Origin of the sequence: Prevotella heparinolytica (assembly GCF_002998535.1) — a bacterium.
GTDB classification, from domain to species: Bacteria; Bacteroidota; Bacteroidia; order Bacteroidales; family Bacteroidaceae; genus Bacteroides; species Bacteroides heparinolyticus.
Genome location: NZ_CP027234.1, coordinates 2,727,580 through 2,753,243 on the forward strand (window position 1 = coordinate 2,727,580; position 25,664 = coordinate 2,753,243).

The window sequence follows — 25,664 nt, forward strand, 5'->3', positions numbered from 1 at the left end:
GCGGACTGTACCCCTTGCGAGAGATACTTGTAGACAGGATTCGGTAGAGATATTTCTCCACCGTGCTGCATATATATCCCGAGCGTGCTGGATATATACTTCCAGCAAAGAGCATCTATATGGCGAGCAGGGATGGGAAGGAGATTCTTCTATGAGGTAAATCTTTTTCTTTTCTTGCAAGGTCTCGGAATTGGATATCTGCGGTGTTTCTTTCATACATCCTTTTCTTTTTACTTTGTGTGGTACGGTTATATATAATTCGTGTTTTTTCTTTGCAAGGATAAAGACGTTTTTTCTCTACAAAACTAACGTTTTTCGGATGGCCTTTTTCAAAGAAAAAACGGGGCGGTATGGCGTATAAATAAGAAGAGGGCATTTTTTATGCCCTCTTCTTACTTGTGTAGATATGGAATTATTGCCAAGCTTTTGTTTGTGACAGCTTGAATCCGTAGTCTGAATATTGTTGCATATCTTGCACGCCGACCGGTGATAGATAGGCTTTTTCTTCATCAAATACATCTCTCGGCTCAACTTTCGGAATCTTATAGAAACCAACCATCTGGTCTTTATTGTTGCCGTCGTATACAATATCCTTACCTTCCGCATTACGCACGGTTAAGAGACCGATATAGCTTTTCGCTAAATAGTTCGGAACATCTTCGGGGAAGTTTACCCATGCGCCATACATCGTGTCCGGATATTTGTTGTTATCCATATAAGATAACTTTTTCCAGCGTTTGATGTCGAGTAAGCGAGTATGTTCGTAAACGAATTCCATGCGGCGCTCACGGCGGATTTCCCACAATATTTTAGAAACATCAGAATCTCTTGCGGGGTCGTCCGGCAACGCGGATAGGAGTAAGGGCTTGGTCTTTTCCACGCCGTTGGCCTTCGCTGTATTGTCAAGCGGACGGTTACGGATGGCGTTGATCGTTTTGTCTATATCTTCTTGAGTCAAGGCGGCGCCACCATAGCTTTCTGCCAATTCGGCTTTGGCTTCAATCCAATCGAGCAGCACTTCCGCATAACGGACGATGGGAGCGTCGTTCTCGTTCAATGAACCACCGAACTGTGCCGGGCGGCTGGCAATCTTATCGGGAGCCCAATAAGAAGCGCCTTCGCGGCTGATGAACTTGTCGGCATATACCATACTTGTCGCCTTGAATCTGGGGAAGTTGAAAAATGTTGCTTCAAAACGCGGATCGCGTGTTTTAGCCATTACAGACAAGTTGAAATCTTTGGCATTGGGCACGGTAGACGTTTGATAAGGCTGTCCGTCCGTACAGATGAATGCTTTCAAAAGCTGTAAATTGACCCCATTTTGCCCTTCATCTCCGTTTGAGTAGGAAGCGATGCTGTGCAGTGCCTTTGCTGTGGCATAGTGACGGTAGAAGATGACTTCGGGATGCCCTGCCAGATTGTCTGAACCAAAGAGTGAACGGAAATCCTTGGAGCAACTGTATTTTCCGCTTTTCATTATCATTTCAGCTGCTTCTGTGCAGAGTTGCAGGTATTTCTTTGCGCGCTCGTCACTTAATTTATGATACTTTTGCCAAGTACCCTCAAACAGCATGAAGCGTGTGGTCAGGGCAGCGATCAAATCTCGGTTGACATATTGCGTGCTGTTGTTGTCTTTTTCGTAAGCGTTGGCCATGGCATATTGCAGATCCTCGTACACTTTATCCATGACAAAACCTCGGTCATCGCGATCCTTGAACATGTATTTCTGGTCAGTCTCATCTATCGGTTTGTCGAAATAGGGAACGTCACCAAAAGAAACAACCAAGTTGAAATAGGCGTAAGCGCGGAAAAAACGGCCAACGGCGCTCCAGTGTTTGTATGCGGCTTCACTCAAATTGCCTTTATAATTTTCAACACGTTGTAACATGACGTTAGCCTTGCGCACCCATCCGAAATTCCATCTTTCTCCGGAATATTGGCGAAGCCAAGTTTGCTCCAATAGCTTCCCGGGAATTGATGCAACTCCCAATTTAGCAGGGACGGAAGAGATAAAATTCTCCTGCTTCCCTTCTCCTGAACATACGTCGTCGCTGAAAGTATAACCTCGGAGCGGTGCATAGTTGGTGGTGTAGCCGGAATTGTAACCGCTGAGGAACCAACTATAGAATTCTACGCTGTACATGCGGAAGTCCGATTCATTTCTCCAGAATTTGTCATTATCCTCTATTATGTCCAATTGAGGCTTATCAAGGAAATCTTCGCACCCTATATTTAAAATCAGGGTTGAGACGGCGAAAAAGGTTAGTATATATTTTTTCATACGTATATTATATTTAGAAGTTTAACTGAACGCCAACAGACAGGCTCTTGAATGCCGGTGTACTGATACCTGCACGTCCTAATTGATAGTTCGCTGCTGATAACAAACCGGAACTGCCTACGCCGGCAATGATTTCCGGGTCAACGGGAGTGCCGTCCAGATGGTCGAATGTAACAAAATTCTCCATAGAGAAATAGAAACGTGCTTTCTGAATCCATACCTTCTTTGTTATATTCATAGGCAGGGTGTAGCCGAAAGTGATGTTTTTGATACGCATGTATGACATATCCAGCAGATAGCGGTCTTGGCGATACATGTTGTATGCGTTGACAGAGTTGGCCATGTTCCATGCACGGGGATAAAAGGCATCCGTATTGCTCTCTGTCCAGTAATTTGTGCTGAAACGTTTGGCAATGGCGCCGTCAGCTGTGTTGAAACCGGCTAAGGTGGTGGAGGAGCTACCCCACATGTCGCGCTTGGCTACGCCTTGGAAGAAGACAGAAAGGTCAAAGCCCTTATAGTCTGCGCCTAAACGTAATCCATATTCGTAACGAGGAGTGCTGTTTCCGATGACTTCCAAATCGCCATGGTCATTGACAGAACGGCTGCCGTCTGTGATTTGTCCGTCGCCATCCAAATCTTTGAACTTCACGTCGCCCGGTTGATATTTAAAAATTCCGCTACCTTGCAAGAATCCTTGATAAACAGGTTTGTCACCTTTCAATTTATACATTGTCTTTCCGGCATTCTTTTCACCGTGTTCAGCCGTCAATACAATTGGTATTAAATTCCCCTTGGTATCATATTCGAAGTCTTCCTTTTGGTAGAGCCGGTCGGTACGGTAGCCCCAGATTTCACCGTAAGTCTTTCCATTATACCAATCGTCAATGCTCGTGACTGACCCGCTTTTGGTTATTTTAGTTATCGCATCGGATAATGTAAACATGGCATTGATACCAAGCCCGTTGGAGAAACGGTGGTTGAAATCAACAGAAAGTTCCCAACCTTTGGTACGCAAATTACCGTAGTTGCCTCTCGGTGCATTGACGCCATAGACATAAGGGATACCTTCAGCTGGTACAATCATATTTTGCGTATCTCGTTGATACCAATCGAACGTAAAACCTAATTTGCTATCAAAGAAACGTGCGTCGATTCCAAAATCCAACGTAGCAATGTATTGCCATGTTATGTCTGCCGCAAGTGATGTAGGCGAATACACATGGTTTATTTTATTACCGTTTTCATCCAGCCAAGAAGATTGGGTGATGCTTCCTAAAAAAGATTTGTATAGTGTGTTCGGTACGGTTTGGTCGCCGATAACACCCCAAGATGCACGGGCTTTTAAGGAGCTTAATGCGGGTTTTGCCCATGACATGAATGCCTCTTCGCTTACACGCCATCCGGCAGAGAAAGAGGGGAACCAACGCCATTGCATGTGTGTGGGAAATTTGGATGTACCGTCGTAACGCAGGTTGGCTTCAAACAGGTATTTGTCTTTCAGGTTGTAGTTGATACGCCCAAAGAAGCCAAGTTGTGATTCCCATTCTTTGCCGCCTGCCACGGTTTGCTCGCCGGCGGCACCGCCAAACTGCACATTCTCATAATCGAGCAGTTCCTTTTTTTGAGCCTGATGGTATTCCTTGACATAGCTTACACGGTTCATTCCGACCATAAACTTGAATTTATTGCTGTCTCCCAAATTCAGATTGTAAGTCGTATAGGCATTGATCGTGTTGCTTTGAACGTTTGTAGAACGTCTGTTGATATTATCTGGAGCACCTCCTACACTGGTATATGTCCAATGTCTTAAATCGTATGCCTGCATGGCGCCTGCGGTTGTTGGGCTTACCACCTGTCCGTCACTGTTTACATATACGGCATTACCGCTTGCGTCCTTACGGGCAATGGGGGAAATCCAAGTATCGGCAGCGGTGAATCGTTGACCCGGACGCAACCAATTGGTTTCTTCATTGGCATGGGTATAATCAAAATCAACGGTCCAATCCTTTGTCAAATCCAAATGGAAACCTAAGTTGATATTGGTATAGTTTGTTTCCAATTTAGAGGTATTGGCTTGATGGAATTCTGCAGCCGGGCTGCGAAGCTCGTTTCCGTTTTCGTCATACCCCATCGGATAGTAAGTGCTCCAGCGATATAGGTAGTACCATTGGTCGTAAGCACTTTGCGTCAGATAAGGATAACTTTTGATTCGTTTGGAGTAGATGGCGCCGGCGTTCAGTGTCACATACTTATTGAACTGTGTACTTAATCTTACGGAGGCGTTATGTCTGGTGAATTTGTCTTCCTTGGCAACTTTATTCATGCCGCTTTGGTCTAAATATCCCAAGCCGATGTTATAAGTGGTGTTCCCACTTTTTCCATTGACGGATATATTGTGACTTTGTGTAGGTGCCCAATCACGTACCATATAGTCGTAAGCATCGTAAGAGCGCAATCCTATTTTCTGACCGGCAGCGTTTAAGTACCAGTCACGGCCGTATACGGTAGGATCGTTTACTCCCAGTTTTCCTCCGTATTTTTGCTCCCATTCTCTTGCTTTGGCAAGACCTTCTTCTGTAACCTTATAAAAAGCTCCGACAGCTGTTGCCCCGGCGTTTTTCATTGCATCTACGGTGTATTGCATACCTTCAATGCCGCCCATGTTGTAGTCTTTGGCAACGTTTTGCCATGAAAAGTTTCCTGAATAAGAAACATTTACCATTTCGGTTTTAGCTCCTTTCTTGGTTGTGATCAGGATAACGCCAAATGCAGCTTTCGCACCGTAGATGGAAGATGCGGCGGCGTCTTTCAATACAGAAATACTTTCAATGTCGTCAGGGTTTACCAGAGTAATGCTCGGTATCTCTACATTGTCCAATAAAATAAGAGGATCGGAGCCTCCGTTCATGGAAGCGTATTGACCACGAATCTTGATTTTAGGGTCAGAGCCGACTTCGGCGTCGGGCAATGTGATGGACAGACCGGGGGTGGAGCCTTGCAAACCACGGCCTACATCGGCAATGGGGCGGCTGTCTAATGTCTTTCCTATGTCTACGGTAGCTACTGCGCCCGTCAGGTTCCCCTTCTTCTGTGTACCATATCCCACAACCACAACCTCGTCCAGCAATTCCGTGTCTTCTTTCAAGACTATCTTCATGGTCGAGGTTGCTTTCACTTCTTGTGGCTGATAGCCTACAAATGAGACTTTCAGCGTTGCTCCCGGTTTTACGTTTAGCGTAAATTTACCGTCGAGGTCGGTAACTATTCCGTTGCTCGTACCTTTCTCTACCACGCTGGCGCCGATTACCGGTTCGCCTGCGGCATCTACTACCAAGCCTCTGACGGTGGTGGTTTGCAATTGTTCTGTCACTCTTGCAACCTCGGTGGAGGTATTGGGGTTGGCCATCGCATTGCCGCTGCTTAAGAACAGGGCGCTTATGGCCATTGCCGTGAGAAACTTGCTGTGAGCCGTTCCTCGTTTTTTGCGATCTTCATTCATAAAAGATTGATGATTTTGTTGTTAACTAAAAAGTGTTTTTCGAAATTCGGGTAAGGGTGTAGGAGGATGTAGCCATAATGGTCATTTTCCCCCTTTTTAGGGCAATTCATTTTTCATAGGCGGTTCTTTATTTATAGTCGTTATTAACAAAGAAACGAAACGGCAAGTACATTTCGTACTAACAAAGATATAGAATTATTTAATGTTAAGAACGATAATTTGCAATTATTAGTATTTATGTATATAGATTTGCAATAACCCTCTTTCTCTTCTTGATTATTTAAGAGTTTAAGGTTCTTCTATGTTCAAGGCATGGAATGCAATCAGTCCCTTCATCGGTGTTTCCTCAATCACTTCCAGTTCGATGCCGAATTCTCCGGCCACTTCGCGCAAGATGCTTGCATAACTATAAGCCAGTGAACCGACGAAGCGTATGGGATAGTTCTTGTAGTCGTATTGGCAAACGTTGCGGGTGAAGAAATTCCGCAGGTTGCCCGTAATCAGGCTATATACATAGTCGTCGTTTGTATAATCTGCCAGGAAATAAGATAAGGTGGCTAAGAAACGGTTGGGGAAAGGACGGTTGTACACTGATTCCATCACTTCATTGGGGCTGATACGAAATTTGTCGAAGAAGTCGGTCGTCACGTCTTTGGGAGCCAGACCTTTCAGGACATCGGACAAGAACATCTTGCCCAATACTGCGCCACTACCTTCGTCGCCTAAGATGTAGCCGCCTGCCTTGACGTTTTTCACGATGATTTTTCCGTCATAGAAACATGAGTTGGAGCCGGTACCCAAGATACAGGCAATGCCGGCTTCGCACTTGAACAAGCCACGGGCAGCGGCCAGCAAATCGCTTTCCACCTGAATGGGGGTTTTGAATTGAGCTACTAACGAGGCACCCAGAATGTTCTTCTTTTCGTGTGAAGAACAACCGGCACCATAGTAGTAGACCTGCTCCAATTTTCTTTTGAAGAAATGTTCGGGCAGGCCTAACCGTACGCTCCGGCTAATTTCTCTTCTGGTCTGAAAGAAAGGATTCAATCCCTCTGTAAAGGCTTGTTGTATCAGATGATTATCTTCAACCAATGCCCACTCTGTTCTGGTAGAACCACTTTCGGCGATGAGTTTCATAAGCAGACAAATTTAGAATCGAATACAAATGTATAGCTTTTTTCAATTTTTCCAAGATATTCTATGGAAAAAACGTATGGGAGGGAAAGAAACAGATGAGGCGAGTGACAGTTTGTACACCCGCCTCATCCGGCTTGTTCTTATTTCGATTTCTCGTACGACAGCAATCGCCGGTCGCTTTCCAAAGCGCGAAGTCCGGTGATGTCTTGTGTCACCTCCACCACGCCGAGGTATTCGCTGTTCTTTCCGCGCACGGCCGAATATTCGATGTAGACGAAGCGGCCTTTGAAGTTGGAAATCCAGAAAGCGGCTTTGTTCTCTTTGCCGCTTTTGAAGTCTTCGAGAATCTGCTCTACCACGTGCACGCTGCCGGGAGGATGACACATGCGTACGTCGCGCCCGATGATGGAGCGATTGCGTTCGAACACCCTTTTAGGACTGTGAGAGAAGAAACGCACTTTGTCGTCCTTATCGACAAAAGTGATGTCGATGGGAAGGTGGATGAACAGCGCTTCCAATTCTTCGATGCTGAATGCGCCCGACGAGAGGCTGATGGCATCTGTCTCCATATAGGTTTGCTTCTCTACCTTAGCCATGCCTGCGGGTTTCCATTCGTCTTCCGGGTCGATGAGGCAGTAACCGAAGTCGGGTGTTTCCTGATAAATCTTGTACCACTCGTCTTCCGTCAGTGTATCCATGCTCATGGGAAAGAGGATTTCTTCTTCTTTCTTAATCATGCCGGCAATCATTTCTACGGCCGGGTTGCAGGCGGTTGCAACGGCTGTTTTCAGTTCGTTCACCGTGGTGAGAGGTGAAGTCAGGGTCTCGAACGCCTTTTTCAGTTGCAGGCGGGTTTCGTCGTGCTTGCCCCACATCACTTTGGGAGGGCCGGTGATGAGGTGCTTTTCCAGAAACGGGAAAAGCAGGTATTCCTTGCGTTTGTAGTGCTTGTCTACGTCGGCGAGGCTGTTGAAGATGGTGCGCAATCCTAATAGGAAGCCTGTCAGGTGTGCATCATCCCATGTGTCCATCGTACCGGTCAGCTTCTTGTAGGTGGTTATTTCGGCGTTCAACGCCTCATTCTCTTTGCGGAAGGTATCTGCGGGATGTCCTGCCGGAATGGCCTTTGCACCTCCTAAGTCGATGCTTCCGTCCAGCACGGCGGTGTGCAGGTCGCAGAAATCCTGTATTTCGGCTTCGCTCAACAACTGCTCGTTGATAAGTGTCTGTTCCACTTCCACCACCTCGTTGTAAGGTATGGTTTTCAGGACTTCGATAAGCCGGTTTCTCAGCGCTTCGGGATTTTCGCCTTTGTGCAGCCTGAGCAGGAGGTGGCGCAACATTTCTTTGCGTTGTGCCGAGTTGTTAATTATTTCACTCATATCGGTTTTAGTTTTGTTCGCTGCCGCGAATCATGGTTAATAACATTTTAAATCTCTCTACGGCTTGCAGTGCGTGCGGATGTCCGGCAGGCATGATGATGCAATCGCCTTTCTTCAGCAGTCGGGGTGTTCCGTCGATGCGGATTTCCGCTGCGCCGTCCAGTATTTGCACGAATGCGTCGAAATTGGCCGTGTGTTCGCTCAGTCCCTGTCCCTTGTCGAACGAGAACAAGGTGATGTTGCCCGCTTCGTTCTTCGTGACCTGCTTGCTGATGACTCCGCCCTCCGTGTATTCTATCGAATCTTCCAGGGCGATGACTGTGGCTTTTTCGTATATTTTCATAACGCTATACATTATTATATATTATATTATGCACTTAAAAAGAGTTTCATGTCCTCGTCTGCGGAGGTGATGCCGGCAATGCCGAAGTTGTTCACCAGTACGTTGGCCACGTTGGGCGAGAGGAATGCGGGCAATGTAGGCCCGAGGTGGATGTCTTTTACTCCGAGCGAGAGCAGGGCCAGCAATACGATGACCGCCTTTTGCTCGTACCAAGCAATGTTGTAGGCGATGGGCAGGCTGTTCACGCTGTCGAGGCCGAAGGCTTCTTTCAGTGCGAGGGCGATGCGTACAAGCGAGTAGCTGTCGTTGCATTGTCCGGCGTCGAGCACGCGGGGAATGCCGTTGATATCGCCCAACGGGAGCTTGTTGTAGCGATACTTGGCACATCCGGCAGTGAGGATGACGGTATCTTTCGGCAATTTCTCGGCAAACTCGGTGTAGTAGTTGCGTCCCGGCATGCGTCCGTCGCAGCCTGCCATGACGAAGAACTTGCGGATGGCTCCCGACTTCACGGCGTCAATCACCTTATCGGCCAATGCAATCACCTGATTGTGGGCAAAGCCACCGATGATTTCGCCGGTCTCTATCTCTTGAGGAGCCGCACAGCGTTTGGCATGCTCGATCAGGGCGGAGAAGTCTTTCGGGCGACCGTCTTTTCTGTCGGCAATGTGCTTGAACCCGTCGAAGCCCGAAGCGCCTGTGGTATATACGCGGTCGGCGTAAGTGGAGCTTTTACGGGGAGGAACGATGCAGTTGGTGGTGAAGAGAATCACGCCGTTGAAGTGCTCGAAGTCTTCGGTCTGATGCCACCAAGAGCTGCCGTAATTGCCTACGAAGTGAGCATACTTCTTGAATGCCGGATAGTAGTTGGCCGGCAGCATTTCGCTGTGGGTATATACATCGACGCCTGTGCCTTCGGTCTGTTTCAGCAGTTCTTCCATATCCTTCAGGTCGTGCCCGCTTATGAGGATGCCCGGATTTTTGCGCACACCGATGTTTACTTTGGTGATTTCGGGATGGCCGTATGAAGAAGTGTTTGCCTTGTCGAGCAATGCCATGACCTGTACCCCGTATTTTCCTGTTTCGAGCACAAGGGCTGTCAGTTCTTCGGCGGAGAGGGTGTCGTCTGTGACGGCTACCAATGCACGTTGCATGAAGGCGTAAATCTCAATGTCCTCGTACTTCAGGTTGGCGGCGTGTTCGGCATAAGCAGCCATGCCCTTCAGGCCGTAGACGGTGAGCTCGCGCAAGGAACGCACGTCCTCGTTCTCCGTGGCCAACACACCCACCGAGGCGGCTTTCTCGTGCATCTGGGCTTCGGTTTCTCCACTCCATGAGGCACCTTCGAAGATGATGCCTTCAAGTGTTCCGCCTTCGGCGAGCAGGCGTTCTTTGACGGAGTTGCGCAACTCTTGTGCCATACGGATGCGGGTGATGAAACGGTTGATGTCGAAATTGGCGTTGGTGATGGTCATGAACAGACTGTCCGTGATGAACTTGTTGACTTCGGGAATTTCTATTCCTTTCGCTCTCAGACGCACCGTGTAGCACGCCATGCCTTTGCACAGGAAGAGCAAGAGATCTTGCAGGTTGGCCACATCGGCGGTTTTTCCGCACACACCTTTCACTGTACAGCCTTGATTCTTGGCTGTCTCCTGACACTGGAAGCAAAACATTTTCTCCATAATTACGCTGTTTTTTTAAAAAGTAAATACTGTTATCTTTTGATGTTGCAAAGGTAGGGCGCGCACCATCGGGAAACGGTAACCATGGTTACACGCCTCCGGCATTTGTATTTTTTAACAATAAGAAGTCCGGCTTTATTCCTTGTGCGGCGTATCTTTATCCTCAAAAGAACAGAAGCCATGTTGGAGTATAGTTTAGTTGGTTGCCCTTTGTTTGCAGGCATGACGCCTGCGCAGGTCGAAGAGTTGGTTGTGCGTTGCGTCTCTGATGTCAAAGAGTTTGCCAAGGGAGAACATGTGGTGAGGCAGGGCGGCGTCATCAATCATCTGTACCTGCTGGTCTCCGGTTTGGTGCGCACGGAGATGATTACCAAAGACGACAATGTGCTCGAAATCGAGTTTATCGACCCGGTGCGTCCGTTGGCTCCGGCCTTTGTTTTTGCCGACCGCAACTTCTTTCCGGTGGATGTGATTGCCATGGAGGAGAAGACGGTTCTTTATCTCATCCCCAAATCGGTGTTTCAGAAAGAGATGATGCAGAACGAGACACTGCTGCGCAATTTTCTCCGCATCAATTCCAATATTATTGTTTTCCTTTCGGGCAAGGTGCAGATGCTGTCCATCCGCAGTTTGCGGATGAAGCTGGCCATCTATCTGCTGGAGAACACCACGGAAAAACAAAACACCTTCAAGTGGCGGCGCACGCATGCCCAGCTTGCCGAATATTTCGGAGTGCAACGCCCGTCGCTCTCGCGCACGCTTGGCGAGATGGTGGCGGATGGAGTGATTGCATTAGATAAGCAGGAAGTCACGGTGCTGGACAGGCGGAAGCTGCAAAGCTACATGTAAGAGCCTGTCAGGCTTTTCCCCGTCTGCGGCATTTATCGGTTTCTCTCCGATTCGCTTTTCGATTTTTCCCTCGAAAAGAGTAGGAAAAATACTGACAATTCGTTTTTCTTGTAACCATCTGATAATCAGGAGACTCTTTTTTTACTAAAAACTCATCGGATTTTTACTAATTTTCCGGGAAATTTTTAGTAAAAATCCGATGAGTTTTTAGTAAAAATTTGGAGAGGATTCAGTAAACCCGAAGTTTGGACTGCTCGAAAAGTGCAAAATATTTACATTTGTAGCGTTCTCTTGATATTCTTGTTCGTTCGTTGCCGGCTTCCAATCGCTCGGAGTTCACACAGCTTCCGGTTACGCCCCCCCTGAATGCTTCTGTATAATCTGCACCCATAAAGCAGAAAAAGGATAAAGCGCATGCACGCTTTATCCTTTTCTTAATCTTATCTTATGGCCAGCCCTTACAGTGCTTTCTCCTTAATCAGATATTCGGCAATCTGCACCGCATTCAGTGCGGCGCCCTTTTTGATTTGGTCGCCCACAATCCAGAACGTCAGTCCGTTTTCATTGCTGAGGTCTTTGCGGATGCGACCCACATATACCGGGTCTTTGCCTGCAAGGAACAACGGCATCGGATACTCCTTCTTTTCCGGATTATCCATCAGCACCAGTCCGTCGCCTTTGGCAAACGCTTCGCGCGCCTCTTCTACCGAAATAGGACGCTCGGTTTCTACCCAGATGCTCTCGGAGTGGGAACGAAGTGCGGGAACACGTACGCAAGTGGCGCTTACCTTAACGTCGGAGTGCATAATCTTGCGCGTTTCGTTAAACATCTTCATTTCCTCCTTCGTGTAGCCGTTCTCCATGAACACGTCAATCTGCGGGATGAGGTTGAAGGCCAACTGGTAGGCAAACTTCTCTACCGTCACAGGTTCGCCGGCCAATACCTGACGGTATTGCTCGTACAACTCGTCCATGGCGGCGGCACCTGCACCACTCGCCGCCTGATAAGTAGAGACGTGTACCGTTTTTATATGCGATAGCTGTTCGATGGCCTTCAGCGCCACCACCATCTGGATGGTAGTGCAGTTAGGGTTGGCGATGATGCCTCGCGGACGGTCTTTTGCATCGGCGGCGTTTACTTCCGGCACTACCAATGGGATGTCGGCATCCATGCGGAACGCACTTGAATTGTCAATCATTACGGCTCCATGCTTGGTAATGGTTTCGGCAAACTCTTTAGAGGTGCCTGCGCCTGCGGAAGTGAAAGCGATATCAACCCCTTTAAAGTCATCGTTGTGTTGCAAGAGTTTAACCTCGATCTGTTTACCGCGGAACGTGTATTTGGTTCCGGCACTGCGTTTAGAACCGAACAGTACTAACTCGTCCAACGGGAAATTCCTTTCATCGAGCACTCGCAGGAACTCCTGTCCCACGGCTCCGCTTGCTCCAACAATAGCTACTTTCATTTTTCTTTCTTTTAATTTGGTTTATAAAAAAGTAATATTCTACTTTGAAAAGATAGAATTGGCTGCAAATTTATAACAAAATGCTGTATAACACCGCATAAAGTGAAAACTTTTTCGTTATTTTGCACTCAATTTCTGAAACTTACAGCCTATGGATTGGTTTGACTTTAGCCTGAAACTCCCGATTACCGACCCTACATGGATATTTCTCCTTGTACTCCTTATCATCTTGTTTGCACCTATGCTGCTGAGCAGGCTTCGCATTCCTCATATCATAGGCATGATACTGGCAGGTCTTGTCATTGGCGAGCATGGTTTCAACATCCTTGTGCGCGACAGCAGTTTCGAGCTCTTCGGCAAGGTGGGGTTGTATTATATCATGTTTCTGGCCGGTCTGGAAATGAATATGGGCGACTTCAAGCAGAATCGTGGAAAGGCGCTGATGCTGGGATTGCTGGCTTTTGTCATCCCGATAGGCATCGGCTTGGTGACCAACATTGCGTTGCTGAAGTACGGGGTGCTCACTTCCGTCTTATTGGCAAGTATGTATGCCTCTCACACGTTGGTTGCCTACCCGATTGTCATCCGCTATGGCGTGTCGCGGCATCGCAGCGTGAGCATTGCCGTGGGCGGCACTGCGGTGACCGATACACTTACTTTGCTGGTACTGGCAGTGGTGGGCGGCCTGTTCAAAGGCGAGTCGGGCGGTTTGTTTTGGATATGGCTGGTGGTTAAGGTCATCTTTCTGGGTGCTTTGATCATCTTTTTTTTTCCGCGCATCGGACGCTGGTTTTTCCGCAGGTACGATGACAACGTGATGCAGTTTATCTTCGTGCTTGCCATGGTGTTCCTCGGAGCCGGGTTGATGGAGTTTGTCGGCATGGAGGGCATTCTGGGCGCTTTTCTTGCCGGATTGGTGCTGAACCGTCTGATTCCGCACGTCTCTCCGTTGATGAACCATCTGGAATTTGTGGGCAATGCGCTTTTCATCCCATATTTCCTGATAGGAGTGGGCATGCTGATCGATGTGCATGTCATTTTCAGCCACGGCGATGCACTGAGGGTAGCCGCAGTGATGATTGTGGTGGCGTTGGCGGGAAAATGGATTGCCTGCTGGCTGACGCAGAAAATATATAAGATGGAGGCCATCGAACGGGAACTGATGTACGGTCTGAGCAATGCGCAGGCGGCGGCAACGCTGGCGGCCGTATTGGTGGGCTACAACATCATCCTGCCCAATGGAGAGCGTCTGCTGAACGATGATGTGCTGAACGGTACCGTTTTGCTGATTCTGGTAAGTTGCATCGTCAGTTCGTTCATCACGGAGCGTGCGGCGCGTAAGATAGCCATGGAAGAAGCGCATGTGGAAGAACATCGTTCCGTGGAGCAGGAGAGGATTCTCATACCCCTAAGCAATCCGGATACCATTGAGGACCTGATTAATCTCTCTTTGGTGATATGCGACCCGAAACAAAAGGACAATCTGCTGGCCTTGAGCGTGATTAATGATGACAGCAGTTCGGGAAATGCGGAGCTTCGCGGGAAACGCTGTCTGGAGAAAGCAGCCATGATTACGGCATCGGCAGACGTGCGTCTGAGGCAGATAACCCGTTATGACCTGAACATTGCTTCGGGCATTATCCACACGGCGAAAGAGTATAAGGCCACGGACGTCATCATAGGCCTGCACCGTAAGGTAAACATCGTAGACTCTTTCTTCGGAATGCTTACGGAGAGTCTGCTGAAAGGGTTGCACCGCGAGGTGATGGTTTCCAAATTCCTGATACCCATCAATACGATAAGGCGGGTCATTGTGGCCGTACCGCCGAAAGCGGAATACGAGGCCGGCTTCCACAAATGGGTGGAGCATTTCTGCCGGTTGGGCGGCACGTTGGGTTGTAGGGTGCATTTCTATGCCAACGAAGAGACGACGGCCCATCTGCAAGGATTGGTGAAAAAGAAATACGGCCATACGTTGACGGATTTCTCCCGTCTGGATGACTGGGACGATTTGCTGCTGCTGACCGGTCAGGTGAACTACGACCATCTGCTGGTTATTATCAGTGCCCGGCGCGGCTCTATCTCGTATGACAGCTCGTTCGAGAAACTGCCCGGCCAGATAGGGAAGTACTTTGCGAACAACAGTCTGATAGTATTGTATCCCGACCGGTTGGGCGAACCTCAGGATTCGGTATCTTTCTCCAATCCGCGAGGAAATAATGAGTCGCAGCATTACGAGAAAGTGGGCAACTGGTTCTATAAGTGGTTCAGGTCTTCTTGAAAGTACATCGTTCATTTCCTCGTGCGGTATGGAAAATACGATGCAGGAAATAGTGTGTAGGCCGCCATATTTGTGAAATAGTAAAAGACGAAAAATGATAAACGGAACAACTCCTTCCTCCCTCCTTTCGGGGGAGAAATCGGAAGAGAAGCTTTGGCAGCAGAGAACCCGCCTCTTGCTGGGAGATGAAAAGATGGAACGCTTGCGGCGGGCGCATGTGCTTGTTGTAGGGTTAGGCGGTGTGGGCGCTTATGCCGCCGAGATGATATGCCGTGCCGGAGTGGGCAGGATGACGATTGTGGATGCCGATACGGTGCAGCCCACGAATATCAACCGCCAGTTGCCGGCTTTGCATTCCACCATGACGCAGAAGAAGGCCGAAGTGCTGGCTGCGCGTTTCAAAGACATCAATCCGGATTTGGAACTGACGGCGCTGCCGGTTTTCCTGAAAGACGACAATATCCCGCAACTGCTGGACGCCGCCACTTATGACTTTGTGGTGGATGCCATCGATACGCTTGCGCCGAAATGTCATTTGATTGCGGAAGCCATGAAACGGCGCCTTAAAATCGTGTCGAGCATGGGCGCCGGTGCCAAAAGCGACATTACGCAGGTGCGTTTTGCCGATATATGGGACACTTATCATTGCGGGTTGAGCAAGGCAGTGCGCAAGCGCTTGCAGAAGATGGGCATCAGGCGGAAGCTTCCGGTGGTTTTCAGCACGGAGCAAGCCGATGCCGGAGCGGTGCTGCTCACGGAAGATGAGATGAACAAGAAGTCTACCTGCGGCACGGTGAGCTATATGCCGGCTGTCTTCGGTTGTTATCTGGCAGAGTATGTGATAAAAAGGTTGTAGTGGAATTATGATACGATTAGAGAATATAACGAAAAGCTTCGGCAGTTTGCAAGTGCTGCGAGGCATTGATTTGACGATAGAGAAGGGCGAGATTGTCAGTATCGTAGGTCCCAGCGGTGCAGGCAAGACCACTTTGTTGCAGATTATGGGTACGCTCGACATGCCCGATGGCGGTTCGGTGACGATTGCCGGCACGCAGGTTGGCCGCATGAAGGAAAGAGAGCTTTCCGCTTTCCGCAACAAGCACATCGGCTTTGTCTTTCAGTTTCATCAGTTGTTGCCGGAGTTTACCGCTTTGGAGAATGTGATGATACCGGCTTTCATTGCCGGAAAAGGGCAACAAGAGGCAAAGAGTGTCGCTACGGAAATACTCGACTTCATGGGGCTTTCCGACCGTGCCGAGCATAAACCGAATGAGCTGTCGGGAGGAGAGAAACAGCGCGTGGCCGTGGCCCGTGCACTTATCAACCATCCGGCTGTGGTATTGGCCGACGAACCTTCCGGCAGTTTGGATACGCACAATAAGGAGGAGCTCCACCGGCTCTTCTTCGATCTGCGCAACCGCTTCGGGCAGACTTTTGTCATCGTGACGCACGATGAAGGACTGGCGCAACTGACAGACCGAACCATCCATCTTGTCGACGGGGAAATAAGCAACAATATACCTTGAAGAAGAGGGATGCGGAGAAACCGTTCCGGCATTCTTTCGGCTTCCGCATGCAGGCGTTGGCTCATTCAAAACATACGTAATGGCTGATTCGCTCCAAGTCGGCTTCCGAGAACTCTTCATAAAGCGCGAAAGGTTTCAGGTTGCGTAGCGTTCCGTTCTTCTTTCGGTACTCCACGAATGCTTTGGCTTGGTAGAAGTTGATGTAGGGGTGGCTGCGTAGTTTCTCTATGCCGCTCCGATTCAGATTGATGGGACGTATCTTCTGAGGATCCACACGAAGCCATGATTGCAGCGGACGATAATCCAGATGGATGTCTTGCAACTGCTCTATGCGGTAGAATCCTCCCAGACGTTGCCGATAGCCGGTTATCAGGCGGGCGATGTGGCTGCCTATGCCGGGAATCTTCTTCAATTCCGTGGTATCGGCAAGGTTCAGCTCCACAACAGTGCCTGCGGGATATTTGTACTGAATGTTTTTGGTGGATGCCGTGCTGTCACGCCCGGTAAGGAGCAGTGGGATATGGCGCGTGTCTTTTACCGTATCTTCGGGAGCGATGCGGATATAGGGCAATAAAGCTTGGTATTGCTCTTCCGTCAGTCCGTAGATTCTTCTGAAATCTTCCGCCTTGCGAAACTTGCCTCCTTTTCTGCGATAGTGCAGGATGTTGTGTGCCATCCATCCCGGTAATCCCAGTTGGCGAAAGAGAAGGGAATCTGCTCTGTTAGGATTGAAAGGAATCGGACTGAGAGCCGGAGAACGCTTCGCCGGATAAAGCGTGGTGGAACGTTGCTTCCATTGCGGCTCTTTCTCTTTTACGGAAGTAAGAAACGCTTCATATTCTGCCACGGCAGCAGCCTGCTTCCGCAGTTCTTCGTGAGAGAGGGTGTGCTGCCGTAGATACGGATAAAACTGTCCGGCAAGGAAGATGAGGATGATTCCGGCTGCCAGAACCAGTATGCCGCGTCTTTCTCCCCGGGAGAAATAGAAGAAGTCTTTGAATGGGTTTGGCATCAGTGTTTTCTATTTAAGCAAGCCCAGTTCGTTGACGAAGATGAACGCGATGCCTATCGGTGCAACGAACTTCAGAATGAATATCAGTAACCGGTAGATATACACCTCCAGTGTGCCGTTGTTGCTGATTTCCTCGCGGACAATCTTTTTGTCTATGTACCAACCCATGAAGACCGAGATGAGGAAACCGCCCGCAGGCAACATGATTTTGGCTGTGACAAAGTCGAACAAGTCGAACAGCGTCAGTCCGAATATCGTGTACTCCTTGCCCACACCTAACGAAAGAGAACAGAAGATGCCTATAAAGATGCAGCCGCCTGTGACCACCTTTGCCGCCTTGCCGCGCGTAAGGTTGAACTCTTCGTGCAGGTAGGCTGTTGCCACCTCGTGCAGGGAGATGGTGGAGGTCAGCGCAGCCAATGCCAGCAGGATATAGAACAGCATGGAAAGCACGATGGCAAGCCCCGGCATACTGCCGAACGCTTGCTGAAACACATTGGGCAGCGTGATGAACAGCAGGCTGGGCCCCGCATCGGGCTGAATGCCTACGGAGAATGCTGCCGGAAAGATGATGAAGCCCGCCAGAATGGCTACTACCGTGTCGATGGCCGCTACATTGAAAGCCGTCTTTGGCAGATTCGTATCGCTTCGGAAGTAAGAGGCGTAGGTGCACAGGCATCCCATGCCGAGGCTCAGAGAGAAGAAGGCTTGTCCCATGGCTCCCAGCAGCACGTCGGCATCCACCTTGCTGAAGTCCGGCTTCAACAGAAACCTGATGCCGTTGCCTGCTCCGGGCAAGGAGACGGAACAGAACACAAGCACAATCAGCAGGATGAAGAGCATCGGCATCATGATTTTGGCCGATTTCTCAATGCCTTTCTCCACCCCTTTGACGATGATGAAGTGTGTGGCGAGCAGGAAGAGTATCAGCCAGAGCGCGGGACGCCAAGGGTTACTGACAAAGTTGTCGAAAGAAGCGATGAAGTCGGCTGCCGACTTCCCGGCAAAGCTGTTGGTTGCCGCTTCCACGATAAACTCCAGTGTCCAGCCTGCCACTACGGAGTAATAGCCCAGTATCAGGAAGCCTGCCAATACGCCCATTCTGCCCACCCATCGCCATGATGTGCCGGGCGCCAGTTTCTGATATGCGCCGGCAGTATTGGCCCGCGAACGTCTGCCTATCAGGAATTCGGCTATCATGATGGGGATTCCCAAAAGGAGTACGCATGCCAGATAGATAAGAATGAATGCGGCGCCTCCGTGGTTTCCCGTTTCGTATGGAAACCGCCAGATATTGCCCAAGCCGACGGCTGAACCCGCAGAAGCGAGTATGACACCTAATTTACTGCCGAAGTTGACTCTGTCGTTTCTTGTCATAAATGTGCCTTTTTCTTTCATTTCTTTATAAATGCTTGCTGAAACGCGCAAATATAGAAAATGTTCCGTACTTTTGCACGCAATCCGTTTATTAATTGAGAATATGCTGTATTATTTTGTCAGGAAATATCCGTTTTCGCTGTGTATTATTCTGGCGGTGATTTATTTATCTTTCTTCAAGCCGCCTGCCACGGAGCTGGATTATATTTCCGGTTTGGATAAGGTGGCTCATGTCTGTATGTACTTCAGCATGTCGGGTATGTTGTGGGTGGAGTTCCTGCGGGCACACCGCAATGATAATCAGCCATTGTGGCATGCGTGGATAGGGGCATTGGCATGTCCCGTTCTGTTCAGTGGGGTGGTGGAATTGTTACAGGAATATTGTACGACGTATCGCGGAGGCGATTGGCTGGATTTTGCGGCCAACACCGCAGGAGCGGTGCTGGCATCGCTGATAGCTTATTTCATCTTGCGGCCGATGATGATGAAGCCCGGCAAATAAACGGATTCGGGTTGAGGCAAGCGGTTACAGATAGTCTGTCACGCTGCTCAGTTTTATTCCGTTCGAGCCTTTTATCAGGATGGTCTTTCCGCAAGGTTTGTTTTCTTGCAATGCTGCGATGAGTGCCGTTGCGTCCCGATAGTCCGGATAGGTGTGGCGGGTGGCGGCAAACAATTCTCCTACAAGCACCACATCCTCGAATCCGCACTCTTCCAGATAGTCCACAATCTTTTGGTGTTCTTCGGCACTCTCTTTTCCAAGTTCGCGCATGTCTCCCAATATCAACATTTTATTTTCGGCCTGCATGTTGCCGAAATTGCCGATGGAAGCCATCATGCTGGTGGGATTGGCGTTGTAGGCATCGATAATCAGAGTGTTGTCTGCTGTTTTTCTCAACTGCGAACGGTTGTTCCGGGGCGTGTATCCGGCCAGTGCCTTGTCCGTCTTTTCAGCGTCAGCGCCGAAGAACCGCCCGATGGTGACGGCCGCAAGGGCGTTGGGGAAGTTGTATTCGCCGATGAGTTGCGTCTGCACCTCGTGCCACTCGCCGTCTTTGCCGGCTCTCCACTCGAAGGTTAAATAAGGTGAGTTTCCGGTGATGCGTCCGTTGACGTAGAGGCCTTCTTCCGTGCCGTAGGTAACTTGTTTCAGTCCGCGAGCCATCTCCATCAGATAGGGGTTGTCGTGATGAACGAAAACGGTTGCATTGCCCCGTCGGCGCAGGAAGTCGTACAGTTCTCCTTTGGTCCTGATTACCCCTTCCAAAGAGCCGAAACCCTCCAGATGAGCTTTCCCCACGTTGGTGATGATGCCATAATCAGGTTCGGCTATTTCCACCAACTCTTTGATGTCGCCCGGATGACTGGCTCCCATTTCGATGACGGCAAGGTCGTGCCGTGACTGCAAGCCGAGCAGGGTGAGGGGCACGCCGATATGGTTGTTCAGGTTTCCTTGCGTGTAGAGGATGTGGTGGCTTTGCGACAGCACGGCGGCTATCAGCTCCTTGGTGGTTGTCTTCCCGTTGGTGCCGGTGATGCCTATGATGCATGTGCCCAACTGCCTGCGGTGATGGTTGGCCAGTTGTTGCAGGGTGCGTAGGCAATTCTCCACTAATATATAATGTGTATCGCCGGTGGGGGCGTATTCCGCTTCATCCACCACGGCGTAGGCGCTACCCTGTTCCAGCGCTTTGGCGGCGAAGGCGTTTCCATTGAAGTTTTCGCCTTTCAGGGCGATGAAGAGCGAGCCTTGCGGACAGTTGCGGCTGTCTGTGCTGACGCAGGTGCACTCCCGGAAAATACGATAGAGAGAGGTGATGTCCATAATCATTGTTGCATGGTTTCTTAATCCGGTGCAAAGATAGGCTTTAATTTGCTGCGTTGGTTTTGTCCGGGCGGAAAAAATGCAGGGCGCTTCGGCTTTGCCGCATAGACGTGTGCCACCTTCTTTTCTCCGGAATCCGCGATGAGCCTGAAACCCTTGTGTCCCGTCGCACGGGTATCTCTGTGTGCGGGCGGCTGAAAACGGCCGGAGTTCGGCATAAGGCTCCGGATATGTGGCTCGTCCGCACAAGAAAACCTTGTCGCCTGCAAAAAAAGTTCGGCGCTTCCTTATCCAAAGCAGGAAGAGATTAGGGCGAAAACTTCATCGCAAGGCTTGCGTTGTATATCTTGCGCCTTGCGATATACATCTTAGCGCTTGCGATGTATAACGCAAGCCTTGCGATGAAGAATGCTTCCGTTGGAAGCGGAAGTTTTCAGGCAGGAGTCGCCAACTTTTGGAAGTCATCCCGCCAACTTCTTTTCTTGCCGTCGAACTCAGGTTAGAATCAGGCTTCTTTTGCAGTCTCGATTAAAATCTTTAGCTTTGTATCATTAAACCAAATCATCACCAAACGAATATGACCAAGTTTGAAATAGAAGAAAAGATAGTTGCCATGCTCAAGACGGTGTTCGACCCTGAAATACCGGTAAACGTGTACGACTTGGGACTGATTTACAAGATAGACGTGAGTGACGACGGAGAAGCCGTTATAGACATGACGCTGACCGCCCCAAACTGTCCTGCGGCCGACTTCATCATGGAAGATGTGCGCCAGAAGGTAGAGTCTATCGACGGACTTGCTTCCGCCACCATCAATCTCGTTTTCGAGCCGGAATGGAACAAGGACATGATGAGTGAAGAAGCCAAACTGGAACTGGGTTTTCTTTGATTAACGGATAATGAACAGATGATAATGAAGAATGTATATTTCCTGTCCGATGCCCACCTCGGTTCCCGGGCCATTGAACACGGACGAACTCAAGAACGCCGGCTGGTGAACTTTCTGGACAGCATCAAGCACAAGGCTTCTGCCGTATACTTGCTGGGAGACATGTTCGACTTCTGGTACGAGTTTCGCACCGTAGTGCCTAAGGGCTACACGCGTTTTCTGGGAAAAGTGTCCGAGCTGACCGATTTGGGGGTTGAGGTGCATTTCTTCACCGGCAACCACGACCTTTGGTGCGGCGATTATCTGGCCAAGGAGTGTGGCGTCATCATCCATCGCGAACCGCTTACAACCGAAATCTATGGAAAAGAATTTTATCTTGCCCACGGTGATGGTTTGGGCGACCCCGACAAGAAGTTCAAACTGCTTCGCTCCATGTTTCACAGCCGCACGCTTCAAGTACTTTTCTCGGCTTTGCATCCGCGTTGGAGCATGGAGCTGGGGCTGAACTGGGCCAAGCACAGCCGCATGAAGCGCATAGACGGGAAGGAGCCCGAATACATGGGAGAAAACAATGAATATCTGGTGCTATATACCAAAGAATACCTGAAAAGCCATCCCACCATCAACTACTTCCTGTATGGGCATCGCCACATCGAACTCGATTTGATGTTGAGCGCCACAGCCCGTGTACTGATTCTCGGCGATTGGATAAACTATTTCTCGTATGCCGTTTTTGACGGTGAAAACCTTTTCCTCGAAGAGTTTGTGGAGGGAGAGACAAAGCTGTAATCCGGCAGCTTGCTTTTACCGGCTTATATTATAAATATTGAAAAGACGGAGACACGGAGACTTTATTTATCCATAAGGATTCCAAGTCTCTGCGCCTCAGTCTTTCCCCATACCCGATTTCCGGTTACTTGTATCCGCCGGCTTTGGCTATGCGCTTCGGAATCTCCGTGTTGTCCATCTTACCCATGAACAAGTTGGAACCTGCACCTATCGCATATACAGGCACGTATCCGGCTGTGTGGTTGCCACTTGTCCATCCCACCATTGCAATCTGGCTCATCACTTTACGGGCTGCGGCGGCAAGCGGTTCGGTCTTGGAGTAAAGGCTCTGCTCGAACACTACATGCTTCTTCACGAAAGACTCCTCATATTCATCGCGTAGCATCTTCTCCTGTGCCCACGTCAACGGCAGCTCTTTCCAGAATCCCATTTTCTTGGTGAGCAGGGATTTCACCTCTTCCCAACCGACGGGACGGTTCATCTTGCGCAAGTCGGTGATGGAACGCGACAATACTTCTTGCGATTCCTTCTGGTTGGCCAGCGACTTCAGTTGCAATTCATACTTGGCAGTGCCCAAACCCAGTCCGCCGGTTTCGTGGTCGGCCGTAATCACAATCAGCGTTTCTTTGGGATGCTTCTTGTAGAAATCGTAAGCCACTCTGACGGCATTGTCCATGTCCACTACCTCGTTGAAGGTCGTGGCGGGGTCGTTGCTGTGGCAAGCCCAGTCTATTTTTCCGCCTTCAACCATCAGGAAGAAACCTTTGTCTTTGCCTTTGGTCAGGAAAGAGATGGCGCTTTCGGTAATCTCGGCCAAGGTCAGGTCTCCCTCTTTGCGGTCGATGGCATAGGGCAAACAAGAGGGTTCGGCGCCCTCTTTCTGGATAAGTATCATTTTATCGGCTTGGGCTGCTTTGGACTTATATTCATCAAGCCCTCTGGCAATGGTATAGCCGTTTTCCTCAAAAATAGGGAAGATGCTCGGAGCTTCTTTCTTGTCGGCCGTTGTGGTGGGCTTCAGGAAACCGCCGCCTGCATAGAAGTCGAAGCCGGCCTTGGGCAGGTCGAGGGCTATCTCATAATACATGCTGCGGTTGGGCTGATGGGCGTAGAATGCGGCCGGAGTGGCATGGTCCACACTGACGCTGGTTGTAACGCCTACTTTTCTGCCGGCCTTCTTGGCCTTTTCGGCCACGGTTTGCAGAACGCTCTTGTCATCGTCCAGGCCGATGGCGCCGTTGTAAGTTTTCTCTCCGGTAGAGAGCGCTGTTCCGGCGGCAGAAGAGTCTGTCACTGAGTTGGTGGCCGAGAAAGTCGTAACAACGCCGGATACCGGGAATGTGGTGAACAACAAAGGCTTTATGCCGATACGTCCTTCCTGTTCGGCCAAATACATTTCCGTTCCGTTTACTTGGTTTACTCCCATTCCGTCACCAATGAAATAGAATACATACTTTGCCTGCTGGGCATAGGTCATGCCGCTTGTCAACAGTGCAAAAAGCAATACATACATCAATCGTCTCATAAAATATATTTATTTAAAGTTACACGAAAGCGAGCCGACGTTTTAGAATCCGCTTCTTTACACGAAATTCGCCTTTTGCTTTCCGGCTCTCGTTTCAGAGCCGAAAAAGAAGGTAAAAGAATGCCGGATGATATTTAGACAGACTCTAAGTAGCAAAGGTAGGTATTTTAAATTTCTTAGAAAACAGTTTGCCTCTATAAAATGCCATAAAAGGCTTGATTTGCTAATCGGCGTGTGTTTTTTATCTTTTATTGACCGGTTCTGCTAAACGGTTGATACTCCCGGCTCGTATATTGTCTTTGTTATTCTGCAATCTCTGTTCGGGCTGTGCGGACATATGTTCGCACGGCGCGGATATTTGTCCGCAGGTTGCGGATTTGTGTTCGCACGGCGCGAACAGAGATTGGTATTGGCTGAGAACAGGTTTGTTCTTTGCTTCGCATGATTTTTCTTTATGGAATCACGATGTCTTTTCTTCAAACAAAAAGCCTACTCCTTATAAAGCCGGACCTCCGCAGTCCGGCTTTATAAAGGGTAGGCACATATGTTAAGAGATACCTCTTGAGTATTCTGTCGGAATCACTTGTTCCGCATTACTTCTGCAAAATAGTCATCGTATCGGACGCAATCATCAGTTCTTCGTCGGTTGGGATTACCACTACCTTGACTTTGGAATCGTCGGTAGAGATTACCTTCTCCTCGCCACGAACCTTATTCCTCTCGGCATCCAGCTTTATGCCCATGAATTCCAGGCCTTCGCATGCTCCCCAACGGGCAGTGGCCTGATTCTCACCCACTCCGCCGGTGAATGCGATGATATCTGCACCGCCCAATGCTGCCGCATAGGCACCGATGTATTTCTTGATGCGATAGAAGTACATATCTTCTGCCAGAATGGCTTTCGGGTTGCCGGCTGCTACGGCATTCTCCAAGTCGCGCATGTCGCTGGACTCGCCGAAGATGCCCAGCACACCGCTCTTCTTGTTCAAGAGGTTGGATATGCCGTTTGCATCCAAGCCCTCCTTTTCCATGATAAAGGACACGGCTCCTGCGTCGATGTCGCCGCTGCGTGTTCCCATCATCAGGCCTTCGAGCGGAGTCAGCCCCATGCTGGTATCTATGCACTTGCCGTCTTTGATGGCGCTGATGGAGGCGCCGTTACCGATGTGGCAGGTGATGATTTTCTTTCCTTGCGGCTCTACTCCCAGAAACTCGCAGACACGTTGCGATACATAACGGTGGGATGTGCCGTGGAAGCCGTAACGACGTACGCCGTATTTCTCGTAGAGTTCATAGGGAACGGCATATAGGTAGGCATGTCTCGGCATTGTTTGGTGGAAAGCCGTATCGAATACGCCGATTTGCGGAACATTGGGCAAGATGGCCGATATGGCGTTCACACCTTTCAAGTTGGCGGGATTGTGAAGGGGGGCCAAGTCGTTGCAAGCCGTGAAGGCCGCCAGAACTTCAGGTGTCAGTCGCACGGATTGGCTGAACTTTTCGCCTCCATGCACCATGCGGTGACCTACGGCATTGATTTCGTCCAATGACTTGATGGCCCCATATTCCGCATCGGTCAAGGTATTCAGGATGAATTCCACGCCCACGGTATGTTCGGGAATATCTTTCGTCAACACTTTCTTCTCACCACCGGGTAAGGTGAATTTCAGGAACGAGTCCTTTAAACCGATTTTTTCAATGCCTCCTTGTGCGATAACTTCTTTTTTGTCCATATCAAACATTTTGTACTTGATGGACGAACTACCGCAGTTCAATACTAAGATTTTCATATTGC

19 protein-coding genes are annotated in these 25,664 nt (G+C 49.4%); 7 read left to right on the top strand and 12 right to left on the bottom strand.

Translation table 11 applies throughout. The features are described 5' to 3' along the window. Window positions 1-412 precede the first annotated feature (412 nt). From C3V43_RS10940 to hcp, 6 genes are all read right to left on the bottom strand, one after another. Window positions 413-2,281 (bottom strand): RagB/SusD family nutrient uptake outer membrane protein, encoded by a 1,869-nt coding sequence (locus C3V43_RS10940; protein WP_106069843.1) that lies wholly within the window; start codon window positions 2,279-2,281, stop codon window positions 413-415. A gap of 13 nt (window positions 2,282-2,294) precedes the next feature. Next, entirely contained in the window at window positions 2,295-5,783 is a 3,489-nt protein-coding gene (locus C3V43_RS10945; protein ID WP_106069844.1) for a SusC/RagA family TonB-linked outer membrane protein, read from the bottom strand. A 288-nt stretch (window positions 5,784-6,071) separates the two neighbouring features. After that, window positions 6,072-6,920: a hypothetical protein gene (locus tag C3V43_RS10950; protein ID WP_106041087.1), complete on the bottom strand. Its 849-nt coding sequence runs from the start codon at window positions 6,918-6,920 to the stop codon at window positions 6,072-6,074. Between the two features lie 140 nt (window positions 6,921-7,060). After that, a complete protein-coding gene (locus tag C3V43_RS10955) occupies window positions 7,061-8,302 on the bottom strand; it encodes a DUF438 domain-containing protein (RefSeq protein ID WP_106069845.1) in 1,242 nt (413 codons plus the stop codon). Window positions 8,303-8,309: 7 nt separating this feature from the next. After that, entirely contained in the window at window positions 8,310-8,645 is a 336-nt protein-coding gene (locus C3V43_RS10960; RefSeq protein WP_106041085.1) for a cupin domain-containing protein, read from the bottom strand. A 26-nt stretch (window positions 8,646-8,671) separates the two neighbouring features. Further along, window positions 8,672-10,321: a hydroxylamine reductase gene (gene hcp, locus C3V43_RS10965; protein ID WP_106070567.1), complete on the bottom strand. Its 1,650-nt coding sequence runs from the start codon at window positions 10,319-10,321 to the stop codon at window positions 8,672-8,674. Window positions 10,322-10,510: 189 nt separating this feature from the next. On the opposite strand from hcp, the gene C3V43_RS10970 reads away from it, so the two are divergent. Further along, window positions 10,511-11,179 carry a Crp/Fnr family transcriptional regulator gene (locus tag C3V43_RS10970; RefSeq protein ID WP_106041084.1) on the top strand — a complete coding sequence of 223 codons (669 nt, stop codon included), beginning with the start codon at window positions 10,511-10,513 and terminating at the stop codon, window positions 11,177-11,179. 458 nt (window positions 11,180-11,637) lie between these two features. Here the strand turns inward: C3V43_RS10970 and C3V43_RS10975 are convergent, their stop codons facing one another. Continuing rightward, window positions 11,638-12,645 carry an aspartate-semialdehyde dehydrogenase gene (locus C3V43_RS10975; RefSeq protein ID WP_106041078.1) on the bottom strand — a complete coding sequence of 336 codons (1,008 nt, stop codon included), beginning with the start codon at window positions 12,643-12,645 and terminating at the stop codon, window positions 11,638-11,640. Window positions 12,646-12,796: 151 nt separating this feature from the next. On the opposite strand from C3V43_RS10975, the gene C3V43_RS10980 reads away from it, so the two are divergent. The 3 genes from C3V43_RS10980 (at window position 12,797) to C3V43_RS10990 (ending at window position 16,452) form a co-directional block, all read left to right on the top strand. After that, on the top strand, window positions 12,797-14,926 hold the full coding sequence (locus tag C3V43_RS10980) for a cation:proton antiporter (RefSeq protein ID WP_106069846.1): 2,130 nt from the start codon (window positions 12,797-12,799) through the stop codon (window positions 14,924-14,926). Window positions 14,927-15,020: 94 nt separating this feature from the next. Next, window positions 15,021-15,782 carry a tRNA threonylcarbamoyladenosine dehydratase gene (locus C3V43_RS10985; protein ID WP_106069847.1) on the top strand — a complete coding sequence of 254 codons (762 nt, stop codon included), beginning with the start codon at window positions 15,021-15,023 and terminating at the stop codon, window positions 15,780-15,782. A gap of 7 nt (window positions 15,783-15,789) precedes the next feature. Next, window positions 15,790-16,452: an ABC transporter ATP-binding protein gene (locus C3V43_RS10990; RefSeq protein WP_106069848.1), complete on the top strand. Its 663-nt coding sequence runs from the start codon at window positions 15,790-15,792 to the stop codon at window positions 16,450-16,452. A 61-nt stretch (window positions 16,453-16,513) separates the two neighbouring features. Here the strand turns inward: C3V43_RS10990 and C3V43_RS10995 are convergent, their stop codons facing one another. Together C3V43_RS10995 and C3V43_RS11000 are read right to left on the bottom strand one after the other, a co-directional pair. Then, window positions 16,514-17,464 (bottom strand): ComEA family DNA-binding protein, encoded by a 951-nt coding sequence (locus C3V43_RS10995; protein WP_106069849.1) that lies wholly within the window; start codon window positions 17,462-17,464, stop codon window positions 16,514-16,516. A gap of 9 nt (window positions 17,465-17,473) precedes the next feature. Beyond that, complete coding sequence (locus C3V43_RS11000) at window positions 17,474-18,841, bottom strand: sodium-dependent transporter (protein WP_106070568.1); 1,368 nt, start codon at window positions 18,839-18,841, stop codon at window positions 17,474-17,476. A 103-nt stretch (window positions 18,842-18,944) separates the two neighbouring features. On the opposite strand from C3V43_RS11000, the gene C3V43_RS11005 reads away from it, so the two are divergent. Continuing rightward, window positions 18,945-19,343, top strand: a complete 399-nt coding sequence (locus tag C3V43_RS11005; protein WP_106069850.1) for a VanZ family protein — start codon at window positions 18,945-18,947, stop codon at window positions 19,341-19,343. 24 nt (window positions 19,344-19,367) lie between these two features. Here the strand turns inward: C3V43_RS11005 and C3V43_RS11010 are convergent, their stop codons facing one another. Further along, entirely contained in the window at window positions 19,368-20,666 is a 1,299-nt protein-coding gene (locus tag C3V43_RS11010) for a UDP-N-acetylmuramoyl-tripeptide--D-alanyl-D-alanine ligase (RefSeq protein ID WP_106070569.1), read from the bottom strand. 577 nt (window positions 20,667-21,243) lie between these two features. Here C3V43_RS11010 and C3V43_RS11020 point away from each other — a divergent pair. Continuing rightward, window positions 21,244-21,555 (top strand): metal-sulfur cluster assembly factor, encoded by a 312-nt coding sequence (locus C3V43_RS11020; RefSeq protein ID WP_106069852.1) that lies wholly within the window; start codon window positions 21,244-21,246, stop codon window positions 21,553-21,555. A gap of 24 nt (window positions 21,556-21,579) precedes the next feature. After that, window positions 21,580-22,344 carry a UDP-2,3-diacylglucosamine diphosphatase gene (locus C3V43_RS11025; protein ID WP_106069853.1) on the top strand — a complete coding sequence of 255 codons (765 nt, stop codon included), beginning with the start codon at window positions 21,580-21,582 and terminating at the stop codon, window positions 22,342-22,344. 124 nt (window positions 22,345-22,468) lie between these two features. Here C3V43_RS11025 and C3V43_RS11030 read toward each other — a convergent pair whose 3' ends face one another. Both C3V43_RS11030 and C3V43_RS11035 read right to left on the bottom strand, forming a co-directional pair. Further along, the gene (locus C3V43_RS11030) at window positions 22,469-23,869 is read right to left on the bottom strand and encodes an alkaline phosphatase (RefSeq protein ID WP_106069854.1); all 1,401 of its coding nucleotides are present in this window, start codon (window positions 23,867-23,869) and stop codon (window positions 22,469-22,471) included. A 593-nt stretch (window positions 23,870-24,462) separates the two neighbouring features. Beyond that, the gene (locus C3V43_RS11035) at window positions 24,463-25,659 is read right to left on the bottom strand and encodes an acetate kinase (RefSeq protein WP_106069855.1); all 1,197 of its coding nucleotides are present in this window, start codon (window positions 25,657-25,659) and stop codon (window positions 24,463-24,465) included. Between the last annotated feature and the right edge of the window lie 5 nt (window positions 25,660-25,664).

What these genes read in the sequence shown, in the direction of transcription:
- C3V43_RS10940 (WP_106069843.1), bottom strand. Translation starts at nt 2,281, where the DNA reads ATGAAAAAATATATACTAACCTTTTTCGCCGTCTCAACCCTGATTTTA.
- C3V43_RS10945 (WP_106069844.1), bottom strand. Translation starts at nt 5,783, where the DNA reads ATGAATGAAGATCGCAAAAAACGAGGAACGGCTCACAGCAAGTTTCTC.
- C3V43_RS10950 (WP_106041087.1), bottom strand. Translation starts at nt 6,920, where the DNA reads ATGAAACTCATCGCCGAAAGTGGTTCTACCAGAACAGAGTGGGCATTG.
- C3V43_RS10955 (WP_106069845.1), bottom strand. Translation starts at nt 8,302, where the DNA reads ATGAGTGAAATAATTAACAACTCGGCACAACGCAAAGAAATGTTGCGC.
- C3V43_RS10960 (WP_106041085.1), bottom strand. Translation starts at nt 8,645, where the DNA reads ATGAAAATATACGAAAAAGCCACAGTCATCGCCCTGGAAGATTCGATA.
- hcp (WP_106070567.1), bottom strand. Translation starts at nt 10,321, where the DNA reads ATGTTTTGCTTCCAGTGTCAGGAGACAGCCAAGAATCAAGGCTGTACA.
- C3V43_RS10970 (WP_106041084.1), top strand. Translation starts at nt 10,511, where the DNA reads ATGTTGGAGTATAGTTTAGTTGGTTGCCCTTTGTTTGCAGGCATGACG.
- C3V43_RS10975 (WP_106041078.1), bottom strand. Translation starts at nt 12,645, where the DNA reads ATGAAAGTAGCTATTGTTGGAGCAAGCGGAGCCGTGGGACAGGAGTTC.
- C3V43_RS10980 (WP_106069846.1), top strand. Translation starts at nt 12,797, where the DNA reads ATGGATTGGTTTGACTTTAGCCTGAAACTCCCGATTACCGACCCTACA.
- C3V43_RS10985 (WP_106069847.1), top strand. Translation starts at nt 15,021, where the DNA reads ATGATAAACGGAACAACTCCTTCCTCCCTCCTTTCGGGGGAGAAATCG.
- C3V43_RS10990 (WP_106069848.1), top strand. Translation starts at nt 15,790, where the DNA reads ATGATACGATTAGAGAATATAACGAAAAGCTTCGGCAGTTTGCAAGTG.
- C3V43_RS10995 (WP_106069849.1), bottom strand. Translation starts at nt 17,464, where the DNA reads ATGCCAAACCCATTCAAAGACTTCTTCTATTTCTCCCGGGGAGAAAGA.
- C3V43_RS11000 (WP_106070568.1), bottom strand. Translation starts at nt 18,841, where the DNA reads ATGACAAGAAACGACAGAGTCAACTTCGGCAGTAAATTAGGTGTCATA.
- C3V43_RS11005 (WP_106069850.1), top strand. Translation starts at nt 18,945, where the DNA reads ATGCTGTATTATTTTGTCAGGAAATATCCGTTTTCGCTGTGTATTATT.
- C3V43_RS11010 (WP_106070569.1), bottom strand. Translation starts at nt 20,666, where the DNA reads ATGGACATCACCTCTCTCTATCGTATTTTCCGGGAGTGCACCTGCGTC.
- C3V43_RS11020 (WP_106069852.1), top strand. Translation starts at nt 21,244, where the DNA reads ATGACCAAGTTTGAAATAGAAGAAAAGATAGTTGCCATGCTCAAGACG.
- C3V43_RS11025 (WP_106069853.1), top strand. Translation starts at nt 21,580, where the DNA reads ATGAAGAATGTATATTTCCTGTCCGATGCCCACCTCGGTTCCCGGGCC.
- C3V43_RS11030 (WP_106069854.1), bottom strand. Translation starts at nt 23,869, where the DNA reads ATGAGACGATTGATGTATGTATTGCTTTTTGCACTGTTGACAAGCGGC.
- C3V43_RS11035 (WP_106069855.1), bottom strand. Translation starts at nt 25,659, where the DNA reads ATGAAAATCTTAGTATTGAACTGCGGTAGTTCGTCCATCAAGTACAAA.